Below are 12,772 nucleotides of genomic sequence, written 5' to 3' on the forward strand. Positions count from 1 at the left end.
GTGCGCGAGGCTATTAGCAGCCGATGAAGCCGATCACCACTACCGCCGAGCTGGCGGCGTTCTGTAATGCGCTCGCGGGCGAGCCTTTCGTCGCCGTCGACACCGAGTTCATGCGCGAGACGACCTACTGGCCAAAACTGTGCCTGATCCAGGTCGCGTCGCCGACGCACGAAGCCGTTATCGACCCGCTGGCCGAGGGCATCGACCTGGAGCCGTTGCTGGCCGTCATGCGTGACACCAGCATCCTCAAGGTGTTCCACGCCGCGCGTCAGGACGTCGAGATCTTCAACAATCTCAAGGCCATGCCGCGGCCGCTGTTCGACACCCAGGTCGCCGGCATGGCGGCGGGCTTCGGCGAGCAGATCGCCTATGACGCCCTGGTCCGCCAGATGCTGCGCATCGAGCTGGACAAGTCCAGCCGGTTCACCGACTGGGCCCGCCGGCCGCTGACCGACGCCCAGCTGACCTACGCCCTGGCCGACGTCACGCACCTAGCGGCGCTGTTCCCGATCCTGCGCGAGCGACTCGAAACCTCGGGCCGCCTGGCCTGGGTCGAGGAGGAGATGACCGCGATCTCGGATCCGGCCGCCTATGACGTCGATCCGGAAAAGGCCTGGCGTCGTCTGCGTCCGCGCAAGACGGCGCCGAAGTATCTGGCCGTGTTCAAGGCCGTCGCCGCCTGGCGCGAGCGCACCGCCCAGAACCGCGACCAGCCGCGCGGCCGCATCCTGAAGGACGAGGCCATCGACGAGTTGGCCACTCAGGCCCCGACCTCGCTGGACGCCCTGAACAACCTGCGCGGCGTGCCCAAGGGCTTCGGCGGCAGCAAGTTCGGCCCCGATCTGCTGGCCGCGATCAAGTCGGCCCTGGCCGATCCGGAAGGCTACGCCCCCGTCGTCGACAAACCCGGCCCGCCGCCGCCCCAGAACGCCGGCGCCGTCGTCGAGCTGCTCAAGGTGCTGCTGAAGGCCCGCGCCGAAGAGGCCGGCGTGGCGTCCAAGCTGATCGCCACGGTCTCGGACCTGGAAAAGATCGCCGCCGACGACAACGCCACCACGCCGGCCCTGGCCGGCTGGCGCCGCGACGCCTTCGGGGCCGACGCCCTGAAGATCAAGCGCGGCGAACTGGCTCTGGTGCTGGACGGCGCCAAGGTCCGCGTCGTCGAAGTGCGCCGCGCGCCCAAGGCTGAATAAGAACGCCTCTCAAAGCCCTATGACCTTAAGAGAAGTAGGGCTTTTCCTACCCGTATCGGGTCCTGTACAAGGCCACGCAAAGGTTTGCTGGCGTACAAGGCGTCGCGCCCGGGGCTTCACGGAGACCGGACGCGCCGAGTAGGGGGTTGCGTTGAGTGCTTTCTGGGGAAATCTGGCGGCCGCCTACCGCCCCGCGGCCTTTTCACGCCGCAAGCAGGTTCCCCTTCGCCTCTTCGTCGTCCTGGTGCTGGCCGCCCTGGCGATCGCCAAACCGGGCCTGGAATTCGTCCTGCCCTGGTCGAGCCTGTACGTCGTGGCCCAGGTCGCCGAAGTGCTGGCGCTGAACCACTTCCTCAAGCAGCCCGATCCGCGTCGGGTCGTGGCGCTGAACCTGACGGCCGACATTGCCCTGGCGCTGGTCTTCGGCTGGCTGGCCATTCCCGTCTGGGCTACGGGCACGCCCGTCGGCGCGGCCGGGGCCATCCTGCTGCTGTCCGGCTCAATCATCACCGCCTTGATGGGCGCACAAGGCTGCCTGGCCGCCTTCGTCGCCGCCGTCACGCCGCATGTCAGCTATCTGGTCGTCACGCCCCTGGTGTCCGGCGCGGTCCACGACCCGATCTGGCCGTTCTTCCTGGCTGGCGTCGGCCTGTTCTGCCTGACCCTGTCGATGGTCTTCCTGTGGTCGCAGCGGACCCTGGCCGCCGAGCGCGCCGCGCGCCGCGCCGCCGAGGCCCAGACCGCCGCCAAGTCGGCCTTCATCGCCATGGTCAGCCACGAGCTGCGCACGCCCATCAACGCCATCCTGAACGGCGCCGAGGCCCTGGAGCGCGACAAGTCCGGGGCCTCGCTGATCGCCGACGCCGGCGCGATGATGCGCACCCTGCTGAACGACCTCTTGGACCTCTCCAAGATCGAAGCCGGGCGCATGGGCGTCGAGGTCGTCGACCACGACCTGCGCGCCCTGGTGGGCGACACGGTCGGCTTCTGGCGCACGGCCGCCGAGGCCAAGGGCGTCTGCCTGGTCCTGAACGGCGCCGAGGACTTGCCGCAGTGGGTGCGCGGCGACCCGATGCGCGTGCGCCAGGTGCTGAACAACCTGCTCAGCAACGCCATCAAGTTCACTGCCGAGGGTGCGGTGACGGTCGGCGTGCGGGTCGACAGCCAGCCGTCGCGCATGGTCTCGATCGAGGTGCGCGACACCGGGCCGGGCCTCGCCGACGACCAGATCGAGCGCCTGTTCAGCCCCTACGAACAGGCCGGGACCGACACCGCGCGATCGTTCGGCGGCACGGGCCTGGGCCTGTCGATCAGCCGCGACCTGACCCGGCTGATGGGCGGCGAGCTGTCGGCCGCCAATGCCGAGGACGGCGGCGCCCGCTTCACCTTGCGCCTGCCCGCGCCCGAGGGCGCCGAGCCGCCCGCGCCGACGGCGGACGAGGCCCTGGAGACCCGCAGCGAGGCCCCGCTGATCCTGGTGGTCGACGACCACGACATCAACCGCCGGGCTCTCCGCCAGATGCTGGAGGCCTTCGGCGCCCGCGTCGAGACCGCCGATGACGCCCTGACCGCCCTGGCCATGGCCGAACGCCAGGTGTTCGACGCCATCCTGATGGACGTGCGTATGCCCGGCGTCGACGGTCTGGAGGCCACCCGCCGCCTGCGCGCCAGCCGCGCCAATCGCGCTACCCCGGTGATCGCCGTCACCGGGGCGGTCTCGCCCGAAGAGGTCGCCGCCTGCCGCGAGGCGGGCATGACCGGCTGGGTCGAGAAGCCGGTCAACGCCAAGGACCTCTACGCGGCGCTTTTCGGCTGAAGACTTCCTATTTTCGCCCCACATGAGGGGCGATCCTGCGTAGAAGTCTCGCAGGTGATTCAAGGTTCTATCGGTAGTGTCTGAGGTCGGGGTCCTAAGCCGGAAACGGCATCTCCAGTGGCTGATCGCCGGAGGCGTTCTGCTGGTCATCGTCGGGGCGGTGCTGCTGCCGCGCGCCCGCGACAAGGCGCCCAAGACCGGCGCGCAGGCGACGGCGGAGCAGTCCGTCAACCTGCCGCAGACGCCCGCCGACTGGCACGGCACCATCGACTACAAGGCCTTCGACGCCCGCATCAACGCCATGATGACCGACCCCTCGATGGAGGGCCTGGGCGTCGCCGTGGTCGAGAAGGGCCGGCTGTCGTTCGTGAAGGGCTATGGCGTCACCGCCAGCCAGCACGGCGAGCGGGTCACGCCCCAGACCGTGTTCCGCTGGGCGTCACTCTCCAAGACCATCGCCGGTACGCTGTCGGCCCGGCTGGCGGCCGATGGGACCTTCTCGCTGCACGACCCGCTGGGCATCTTCGACACCAGCCTGCGCCTGCCGGGCGAAGCCCAGAACAGCCTGACGATCGAGCAGTTGCTGTCCCAGCGCACGGGCCTGGGCAAGAACGCCTATGACGGCCAGCTGGAAGACGGTCAGGACCCGGCCAAGATCCGCAGCAGCTTCGGGGCGCTGAAGACCGTCTGCCCGCCCGGCACCTGCCACAGCTACCAGAACATCGCCTACGACACGATTAGCGAGGTCATCCGCGAACGCACCGGCGCGCCCTATGCCGACACGGTGCGCCGCCGCATCTTCCAGCCGCTGGGCATGAGCGGGGCCACCATCGGCATGGCGGGCCTGACCTCGTCCGCCCACTGGGCCAGGCCACACCGCCACGGTAACGAGCTGAAGCTGTCGGAGGCCTATTACCGCGTCCCCGCCGCCGCCGGGGTCAACTCGACCATCGTCGACCTGGCCGCCTGGATGCAGGCCCAGATGGGCCTGCGCCCCGACGTCCTGCCGTCGGCGGTGCTGGACGAGGTGCAGCGCGCCCGCGTCGCCACCGGCCGGCCCTATGGCCGCCTGAACATCGCCCGCGAGCTGAAGTCGCCCGGCTACGGCCTGGGCATGCGCAGCTTCGACTACAAGGGCCACCACCTGATCGGCCACAGCGGCGGGGTCTCGGGCTATCGCTCGACCATGATGTTCGACCCGGCGACCAAGACCGGCATCGTCATGCTGTGGAACAGCGACGCCAACCTGCCTTTCCGTTTCCAGGCCGAATTCTTCGATCGCGCCTTCCAGTTGCCGTTCACCGACTACCTGGACCTGGACAGCGGCGCGCCGGCGACGACCAGCGCAGCCGAGGTGTCGGGGTAGGGGTCTTCACCCCGGATTGAACCTCAAGGGCGACTGAGCCACCTTGGCTGTCGACCGATGCGCGCCGAGTCACGAGCGCGCCCGGCCAGGGGGACATCGATGCTGACCCAACTCTTCGGGGATCGCCGCCACGGCTGGGCCTTCTGGCTGGGCTGCCTCTTGGTGACGGCCGGTGTCGTCCTGCACCTGCCGATGTACTGGATGGGACGGAACATGGGCTTCCGCCTGGTCGGCATGCCGATGGACGCCGAGATGCTGTGGGGCATGCTGGTCATCATCGCCGGTATCGGCCTGGCCGCCTTCGGCCTGCTGCCGCGCGTCGATGACGACACCAGCATCGCCGGCGAGATCGCGCCGCCCGAGGACGCGCCCCTGACCAAGGCGCACTGGTTGATGTGCGCGCTGCTGGCCCTGGCCCTGATCATCGACATCATGAAGCCCGCCAGCCTGGGCTTCGTCGTGCCGGGCATGAAGGCCGAGTACGGCGTGACCGGCGCCATCGCCTCGGCCCTGCCGTTCGCGGCGCTGTCGGGCACCGTCGTCGGCTCGTTCCTGTGGGGCTGGCTGGCCGACCTCTACGGACGGCGAGCGTCGATCCTGCTGTCGTCGGTGATGTTCGTCGGCACCTCGATCTGTGGGGCCATGCCGGACTTCTGGTGGAACGTCGGCATGTGTTTCCTGATGGGCGCGGCCGCCGGCGGCATGCTGCCCGTCGCCTACGCCCTGCTGGCCGAGATCATGCCGACCAAGCATCGCGGCTGGAGCCTGGTCCTGGTCGGCGGTATCGGCGCGGTCGGCGGCTATTTCGCCGCCAGCGCCTTGTCGGCCTGGCTGCAGCCCGTCTGGAGCTGGCGGGTCATGTGGTTCCTGAACCTGCCCACGGGCCTGATCCTGATCGCCCTGAGCCCGCTGCTGCCGGAGTCGGCGCGCTTCCTGCTGCACACCGGCCGCAAGGCCGAGGCCCTGGCCATGCTCAGCCGCTTCGGCGCCGCCATTCGCACCGATACGCCCAAGGTCGAGCCCGATCACTCGCACCTGCCGCCGATCGATCACCGCTATCGCGGGGTGACCGCCGCCCTGACTCTGGCCGCCCTGGCCTGGGGGCTGGTCAATTTCGGCATCCTGCTGTGGCTGCCCAGCGCCCTGGTGGCCGAGGGCGTCAGCGTCCAGGCCGCCTCGGGCCTGATCGCCAAGTCGACCCTGATCGCCGCGCCGACCGTGGCGGTGTCGGTCTGGCTCTACAGCGCCTGGAGCACGCGCGGCGCTCTGGCGCTGATGCTGGGCCTGACCGCGCTGGGGCTGTTCGGCCTGCTGCTGCGCAGCCTGGGTGTGGCGGCCTTGGCCAATCCGATCGCACCGTTGGCCCTGCTGATCGTCGGCTCCAGCGGCGTCATCTCGATCATCCTGCCCTATACGGCCGAGAACTTCCCGCTACGCATCCGTGGCCGCGCCTCGGGCTGGATCGCAGGGTGTAGCAAGCTGGGCGGCCTGCTGGCTCAAGGCCTCAGCGTCGCGGCCCTGGCCCCGCCGCTGGGCGTGGCGGCGGCCATGGTCGGCGGCCTGACGGTGCTGTCGCTGGCGCTGGTCATGACCTTGGGGCGCGAGACGCGGGGACGAGACCTGCGGGCGCTGGAGTAGTTCCGCGTGTTCCCGTTGACTTGAGCAACTTACGGGCGCTGTCTCGACCCGCTGAATCTTTGCTGGGGGGGCGATATGAGAGCGGCGTTCATCTCAAGCGTTTTTGCCGTGACCATGGTCGTGGCGGGCGGAGCGCAGGCTCAGGATTCCAGTTCACCCAGGTGCCGTCTGAATGATGGCGTCCCCATCGCCGAGGCGCGCACCGGCCTTTGCGGCTTCGATGTCGTCAAGCAACGGTTCGCTGGATCACCCAGCGAGCAGGCGCGGTGCCTGCTGCGGCAGGTCAAGCAGGGCGCCAATATCGGCGAGCCGACCGCGCCGGCCAGCTTGACCGATCGCGCCGGCGCTTCGTTGTTGTTCAGCCGCAAAGGCCTGGAGGCCTATGCGGCGCAGAAGGGCATCGCCCTGAAGGATCTTGGACTGGACGGTAGTACGCCGCTGAGCGTCGAGTACTTCATCATCCATGACACCAGCACGCCCAACTGCTCGGAAGGCGTTTCGGCGTCATGTCCGGTCCTCGGGCAGTTTCCGGTTGATCGGGATCAGGAGACCTGGCGGATCAACCGCACGTTCGGCGGCCACAAGCCTGTCGGAACGGCTAAGCCGATCGCGCATGCCTGGACCAATCGTGTCGGTGAATCGATCGTCGAGACGAAGTTCGAGACACACATCTCGCATCTCAAGTTCGACTATTGCCACAACGCCAGCAGCAAGCGCGGGCTGTTCCTGGGCGTCGAGAACATCCAGCCTCGGATCGGCAAGCCCGCCATTCCAGCGCCCGGCAAGAAGGCCAACGACCTGATCGCGCCGACACCGGGGTTCACCGAAGCCCAGTATCGGCGGCTGGCCTTGCTGTATGTCGCGGCCAGCGCGCGACGGGGTCATTGGCTGACGCCGGCCTTTCACGCCGTCATCGACGCCAAATATCGCGACGGACACGATGACCCTCAGAACTTCGACATCGTTATGTTCGATCGGGTTCTGACCGAGCTCGTCGGGTCGCTGGAGGCGATGCCGAAATAGGCGCCGGCTCCCGCCTAGGTGCGGGAGCCTCTGAAGGCTAGTGATGCGCGAACTGCGCCAGCGCGCCGCCAGCGGCCAGGCCCAGCGCGCAGAAGACGCCCAGGTGGAAGACGACGCCGATGGCGACGGTGCGGCGGACCGACCAGGTATTTTCCTGGGCGAAGACGCGGCCCAGTTCGGATTGCAGGGTGCGGGCGCCGCTGGCGACGGCCGCGTCGTGATCGTTGGCGATCCGCAGGTCGGGGCGCTTGGCAGCTTCATGAGCCGGGGCGATAGCGTCCAGATAGTCGAACTTACGCTGCAACATCACTGACCTCCTTTGTTGTTGAGGCCACGATGCGTGAGGTAGAGCTAACAAATCATGCTCGAATAACCCCGTTTCCCTGCGACAACTTGTCATTCGCCCCGTATTGGGGAGGTTCAGGCTCGGTTAAGTATGATTTTCGCCCGCTCTATACCTGAAACTATCCGGTAATAATCTTGGATTTCAGGTTAAGATGTTGCGCGGCAGTATTGGCGCGCTTGCTGGTCTGTTCGCCCAGGAGCAGATCGGCGAAACCGGGCTCGGCGGCCAGGATCAGATGGTTCTTGTCCAGGGTCAGGCGCGAGTGGACCAGCAGGCTGGGACTACGGCCTGAGAGGTCGCAGGCCAGGCGCATCGTGGCGCCCAGGGCGCGGGCGCGCTTTAGCTGGGCGGGGTCCAGCAGGCGCTCCAGGGTCTGGAGTTCCGGCGGGTTGAAATTGGTGGCGTGGCGGGCGTGGGCGGCCACGGCCAGGAAGCAGCGCTCGGCGTGGGTCTGGCCGGCGATCGGGGCGCGCAGCACCTGCTCGAAGACCAGGTCGGCGCGATGGTCGGGGTGCAGGCGCGCGCCGACATCCGACAGGCGGCAGGCGGCCGAGACCAGGATCCCGTCGCGCTCGCCAAACAGCGGGGGCAGCGTGCGGAAGGCCGGGGTGATCCAGGCGTCCAGCGCCACGCCCAGGTCGTCGGCGACGCCCTGGCGGGCGCCCAGGGCCGTGCAGCCCTCGATCAGCGGGTCCAGGCCGCGCACGCGCGGCGGCATGGCCTCGAACAGCAGGCCCTCGCGCACGCCGAAGGCCGAGATCTCGATGCGCTTGAGCGACAGCTGCTCGATCAGGGTCTCCAGCACCACGGCGGCGTAGGGCAGGGTCTCCGAGCGCTTCTTGCTCATGCCCTCGATGCGTTCGAGGGAGCTCTTGGACTGATGGGCGACCAGGCGGGCGGCCTCGAGCGCCTCGTTGGCCGGGATCTCGTACTGGTGCACGACGTGCAGCGGATAGCCCGACAGCCGCATGTGCAGCAGAGCGAGGTTGCGCCAAGCGCCGCCCACGGCGTGGAAGGTGTCGGTCTTGAAGTCGGCGGCGACGGCCGAGATGCGCTCGCGGGCCAGGCGGCGGGCGCGCTCGGCGTCGAAGCCGCCCTGGCCTCCGTTCTGCGGCGTGGCCAGGCTGAACGGTCCCAGCGGCAGGGTCACGCCCTGGCCAGCGCCGGTGGCGTTCAGGCGGATCAGCTCCAGGCTGGCGCCCCCTAAGTCGCCGACCACACCCTCGGCGTCGGGCGCCCCGGCCAGCACGCCGACGGCGGCGTAGTGGGCCTCTTCCTCGCCGGTCAGCACGCGGACGGAAAAGCCGGTCTCGGCCTTCACGCGGGCGATGAAGTCGGGGCCGTCCTGCGCGTCGCGCGCGGCGGCGGTGGCGACAGCGAAGGTCTCGGCCGGATTGACCGCCTCCAGCACGGCGCGGAAGCGTTTCAGGGCCTGCAGGGTCTGGATGACGCCATCGGGCGCCAGGCGGCCGGTCTTGGCCAGGTCGCGGCCCAGGCCGGCCAGGACCTTCTCGTTGAAGACGGTCCAGATGGCGCGGCCTTCCAGCCGGTACACCACCAGGCGGACCGAGTTGGAACCGATATCGATCACGGCCGCGTCGCGCGGCGCCTGGAATGGCATGGGTCCGGTTTAGCCTATTCGCGGGTCAGGGGAAGCGGGTCCGTTCGAAATTGCATGGGGAAGAACGCGTCGAAAGGCTTGTCGGAAAACGGGTCAAAATATTATCCGGGTTATATTGACTCTATTTTCATCCGGGTGAATAAAGCGGCCGCTTTCGAGAGGTTCCGCCGATGTCGCCTTCACCCGCTGACCTGCCTGCTGTCGCCAAGGCCCTGCGCGCGGCGTTCGGGACGCAGGTGCTGGACGGCTGGACGCCGTTGTCCGGTGGGCTGTCGGGTGCGGGCGTCTGGCGCATCCGGGTGGGCGGCATCGCCTATCTGCTGAAGGTCGAGGCGGCCGAGCGCGACGGCCTGCGCGATCCGCATTGGTCCTATGCCTGCATGAAGCTGGCCGCCGAGGCGTGCCTGGCGCCGCGCGTGCGGTACGCCGATCCGGACGACGGGGTGGCGATCCTGGATCACATCCAGGCGGTAGATCACCTCGGGAGCCGCGCGGACCTGGTGGTCGAGCTGGCCCAGGCGATGCGGGTGCTGCACGGGATCGAGGGGTTTCCGCCGCTGGTCGATTATCTGGACGGGCTGGACGCGCTGGTCGGGCGGGCGGCGAAGGCGGTTCCGGAGGGGGCGTTCGCGCCCTGGCGGCGGCTCTATGCGGCGTGCAAGGCGCTGACGCCGCAGTTGGTCTCCAGCCACAACGACCTCAACCCGCGCAACCTGATCCATGACGGCCGCCGGGTCTGGCTGATCGACTGGGAGGCGGCGTTCCGGGCTGATCGCTACGTGGACCTGGCCGCCATCGCCAACACCTATGCCGCCGATCCGCAAGCTGAGGCCTTACTGCTGCGGACCTATTTCAACCGCGAAGCCACCGAAGCCGAGCAGGCCAGGCTGTGGCTGTTCCGGCAGGTCAGCCACGTCTTCCACGCGGCGATCTTCCTGGCCGGGCAGGCGAGGGCGAAGAGCCTGGACGGGCCGGAGCTCGATGCGATCCACCAGGGCCTCAGCCTGGGCGAGCCGCTGCTGGACACGCCGCAGGGCCGGCGAGCCTACGGCCTGGCGCGGTTGCGGACGGCGACGGCGAACATCGGCTCGGAGGCGTTCCGGGCGGCTGTGGCGATCGCGGTCTAGGGATTGATCCGGCAGGCCACCGTGCGCCAGCCGTCGCCGTCGTTGCGGTGATAGCAGGTGCCGTAGGTGACCTGGCGGCCGTGGGCGCGTGTCCCGCCCTTGGTCAGGGCCCAGGGCTCGGGACCGACCAGGATCATGTCCGTGGTGTCGGCCTGCTTGCCGCACAGGCCCCACCAGCGGATGTGGTAGCCGCCGGCGATGCCCGGCCCGTAAACCGCGCCTTCGGCCTGCGCCTTGCGCTCGACGCCCGGTGGGACGCCGAAGCGGTCGACGCCCGGGCGGGCGGGCAGGGCCTGGATGGCGCAGAGGTCCGTCCGCCGCTGGCCCGTCGGCCCGCAGGCCGTCAGCAGCGCCAGCGGCAGGAGCAGCCCAAGACGCCTCACCGCTTACGCTTGGGTCCCACGTGGTCGAAGGCCCGCGGCAGGTCGGTGGTCTTGTGGCCACGGCCCGACAGGCTGGGGTTGGTCATGAAGTAGTCGTGGGCCGAGAAGGCGGTCTTGCTGTTCCAGGCTGGGTCGCGGTGATAGTCGCCCTCGCTGTCCAGCTTCCAGCTCTGGGCCTCGTCATTGAGGTTGGCGACCATGATCTGGTCCAGCACCTGCTGGTGCACGGTCGGGTTCTCGATCGGCACCAGGCTCTCGACGCGGCGGTCCAGGTTGCGCGGCATCCAGTCGGCCGAGCTGATGAACAGCCGCGTCTGCGCCGAGGGCATCGTCCCGCCATTGGCGAAGGCGATGATCCGCGCGTGCTCCAGGAAACGACCGACGATCGACTTGACCCGGATGTTCTCCGACAGGCCCGCGATGCCCGGACGGAGGCAGCAGATGCCGCGCACCACCAGGTCGATCTGCACGCCGGCCTGGCTGGCGGCGTACAGGGCGTCGATGATCTGCGGGTCCACGACCGAGTTCATCTTGGCCCAGATCGCGGCCGGCTTGCCGGCGCGCGCCGCGTCGGCCTCGGTCTCGATCATCTTCAAGAGGTCGGGTTTCAGCGTATGCGGCGAGAACGACAGCTTCTCCAGCCGCCCGGGCTGGGCGTAGCCGGTGATGAAGTTGAACAGCTTGCCGCCATCGCGCCCCAGGGCCGGGTCGCAGGTGAAGAGGCTGAGGTCGGTGTAAACCCGCGCCGTCTGCGGGTGATAGTTGCCGGTGCCGAAGTGGCAGTAGGTGCGCAAGGTCTGGTCGGCCTCGCGGCGCACCACCACCGACAGCTTGGCGTGCGTCTTCCAGTCGACGAAGCCGAACACCACGTGCACGCCGGCCCGCTCCAGGTCGCGCGCCCACTTGAGGTTATTCTCCTCGTCGAAGCGGGCCTTGATCTCGACCAGGGCGGTGACGTTCTTGCCGTTGTCGGCCGCCTCGATCAGGGCCGCCACGATCGGGCTGTCCTTGGAGGTGCGGTACAGGGTCTGCTTGATCGCCAGCACGTTGGGATCGCGCGCGGCCTGACGGATGAACTGCACCACCACGTCGAAGCTCTCGAACGGGTGGTGAACCAGGATGTCCTTCTCGCGGATCGCCGCGAAGCAGTCGCCGCCGTGGTCGCGGATGCGCTCGGGGAAGCGGGCGTTGAAGGGCGGGAACTTCAGGTCCGGACGGTCCGGCGGGATCAGCTCCGACATCTGGGCCAGGCCCAGCTTGCCGTCGACCAGCACCACGTCTTCCGGCTCGGCGCGCAGGCCCTCGATGATGAACTCGCGCAGGTCCGGCGGCATGGTGGTCTGGATCTTGACCCGCACCACGCGGCCCAGGCGGCGCTTCTTCAGCCGCGCCTCGAACTCGCGCACCAGGTCTTCGGCCTCTTCCTCGATCTCCAGGTCGCTGTCGCGGATCAGGCGGAACAGACCCCGGCCCTCGACCTCGTAGCCGGGGAACAGGTGGTCCAGGAACAGGATGATGAAGCTTTCCAGCGCCACGATCTTGCGCTGGCGCTTCTTGCCGCGCGTGACGACCGAGCTCAGCTCCCAGAACCGCCGCACCTGCGACGGGATCGGGGCCAGGGCGTACAGATGCTTGTCGTCCGAGATCCGGCGCAGCTTCAAGGCCAGGCAGAAGCCCAGGTTCGGGATGAACGGGAACGGGTGGGCCGGGTCGATGGCCAGCGGCGTCATCACGGGGAAGATCTGGTTGAGGAAGATGTCCTCGGCCAGCTTGCGATCCTCGCCCTCGATGTCCTTGGCGTCCAGGAGCTTGAGGCCCTCGTCCCACAGCTGGGTGCGGACCTGGCGCCAGATCTTCTGCTGCTCGGTCATCAGCTCGAAGGCCGAGGCGTTGATGTGGCTCAGCTGCTCGCCGGGCGTCAGGCCGTCCAGGCTGACCACCCGCACGCCCTCGCGCACCTGACCTTTGAGGCCGGCCACGCGGACCATGTAGAATTCGTCGAGGTTGTTGGCGCTGATCGACAGAAACCGCAGCCGCTCCAGCAGCGGATGGCGCGGATTGGCGCTCTCCTCCAGAACCCGCTGGTTGAAGGCCAGCCACGACAGCTCACGATTGAAGAACCGCTCGGGCGAGGCCAGCAGGTCGGCGTCGAGCACCAGCGGGGCGGAACCTTCAGTTGGCGGAACGATGGCAGGCGCGGTCAGGGCGGCGATCTCGGTCATGATGTCACTTTGGGGCCAAGTGTGTTCCGGCATCGTG

General features: G+C 68.5%; 10 protein-coding genes. 6 read left to right on the forward strand and 4 right to left on the reverse strand.

What is annotated here, in order from left to right; all coding sequences use genetic code 11:
• The first annotated feature begins 23 nt into the window (after positions 1–23).
• The 5 genes from rnd to AC07NF_RS02975 all read left to right on the forward strand — a co-directional run bounded on the left by rnd (position 24) and on the right by AC07NF_RS02975 (position 7,036).
• Positions 24–1,193 carry a ribonuclease D gene (gene rnd, locus AC07NF_RS02955; protein WP_492810991.1) on the forward strand — a complete coding sequence of 390 codons (1,170 nt, stop codon included), beginning with the start codon at positions 24–26 and terminating at the stop codon, positions 1,191–1,193.
• Positions 1,194–1,344: 151 nt separating this feature from the next.
• Entirely contained in the window at positions 1,345–3,009 is a 1,665-nt protein-coding gene (locus AC07NF_RS02960) for an ATP-binding protein (protein ID WP_494631149.1), read from the forward strand.
• A 76-nt stretch (positions 3,010–3,085) separates the two neighbouring features.
• Positions 3,086–4,375 (forward strand): serine hydrolase domain-containing protein, encoded by a 1,290-nt coding sequence (locus AC07NF_RS02965; protein ID WP_494631147.1) that lies wholly within the window; start codon positions 3,086–3,088, stop codon positions 4,373–4,375.
• 99 nt (positions 4,376–4,474) lie between these two features.
• Positions 4,475–6,013 carry an MFS transporter gene (locus AC07NF_RS02970; RefSeq protein ID WP_494631145.1) on the forward strand — a complete coding sequence of 513 codons (1,539 nt, stop codon included), beginning with the start codon at positions 4,475–4,477 and terminating at the stop codon, positions 6,011–6,013.
• Between the two features lie 75 nt (positions 6,014–6,088).
• Positions 6,089–7,036, forward strand: a complete 948-nt coding sequence (locus tag AC07NF_RS02975; RefSeq protein ID WP_494631143.1) for a hypothetical protein — start codon at positions 6,089–6,091, stop codon at positions 7,034–7,036.
• Positions 7,037–7,073: 37 nt separating this feature from the next.
• On the opposite strand, the gene AC07NF_RS02980 is transcribed toward AC07NF_RS02975, so the two are convergent.
• Together AC07NF_RS02980 and AC07NF_RS02985 are read right to left on the reverse strand one after the other, a co-directional pair.
• A complete protein-coding gene (locus tag AC07NF_RS02980; protein WP_494631141.1) occupies positions 7,074–7,346 on the reverse strand; it encodes a hypothetical protein in 273 nt (90 codons plus the stop codon).
• A gap of 154 nt (positions 7,347–7,500) precedes the next feature.
• Positions 7,501–9,003 (reverse strand): Ppx/GppA phosphatase family protein, encoded by a 1,503-nt coding sequence (locus AC07NF_RS02985; protein ID WP_494631139.1) that lies wholly within the window; start codon positions 9,001–9,003, stop codon positions 7,501–7,503.
• A gap of 170 nt (positions 9,004–9,173) precedes the next feature.
• Between AC07NF_RS02985 and AC07NF_RS02990 the strand changes: the two genes are divergently transcribed.
• On the forward strand, positions 9,174–10,130 hold the full coding sequence (locus AC07NF_RS02990; RefSeq protein ID WP_494631137.1) for a phosphotransferase: 957 nt from the start codon (positions 9,174–9,176) through the stop codon (positions 10,128–10,130).
• On the opposite strand, the gene AC07NF_RS02995 is transcribed toward AC07NF_RS02990, so the two are convergent.
• Both AC07NF_RS02995 and AC07NF_RS03000 read right to left on the reverse strand, forming a co-directional pair.
• Positions 10,127–10,513 (reverse strand): hypothetical protein, encoded by a 387-nt coding sequence (locus AC07NF_RS02995; RefSeq protein WP_494631136.1) that lies wholly within the window; start codon positions 10,511–10,513, stop codon positions 10,127–10,129. The two genes, AC07NF_RS02990 and AC07NF_RS02995, sit on opposite strands and share 4 nt — an antisense overlap.
• On the reverse strand, positions 10,510–12,735 hold the full coding sequence (locus AC07NF_RS03000; protein WP_492810978.1) for an RNA degradosome polyphosphate kinase: 2,226 nt from the start codon (positions 12,733–12,735) through the stop codon (positions 10,510–10,512). Before AC07NF_RS03000 ends, AC07NF_RS02995 begins: the two co-directional genes overlap by 4 nt.
• Positions 12,736–12,772: the final 37 nt, after the last annotated feature.

It is taken from the genome of Caulobacter sp. GW821-FHT10A06 (assembly GCF_059415805.1).

Coding starts and splice junctions, on each gene's coding strand:
- AC07NF_RS02975 (WP_494631143.1), top strand. CDS start 6,089: ATGAGAGCGGCGTTCATCTCAAGCGTTTTTGCCGTGACCATGGTCGTG.
- AC07NF_RS02970 (WP_494631145.1), top strand. CDS start 4,475: ATGCTGACCCAACTCTTCGGGGATCGCCGCCACGGCTGGGCCTTCTGG.
- AC07NF_RS03000 (WP_492810978.1), bottom strand. CDS start 12,735: ATGACCGAGATCGCCGCCCTGACCGCGCCTGCCATCGTTCCGCCAACT.
- rnd (WP_492810991.1), top strand. CDS start 24: ATGAAGCCGATCACCACTACCGCCGAGCTGGCGGCGTTCTGTAATGCG.
- AC07NF_RS02990 (WP_494631137.1), top strand. CDS start 9,174: ATGTCGCCTTCACCCGCTGACCTGCCTGCTGTCGCCAAGGCCCTGCGC.
- AC07NF_RS02985 (WP_494631139.1), bottom strand. CDS start 9,003: ATGCCATTCCAGGCGCCGCGCGACGCGGCCGTGATCGATATCGGTTCC.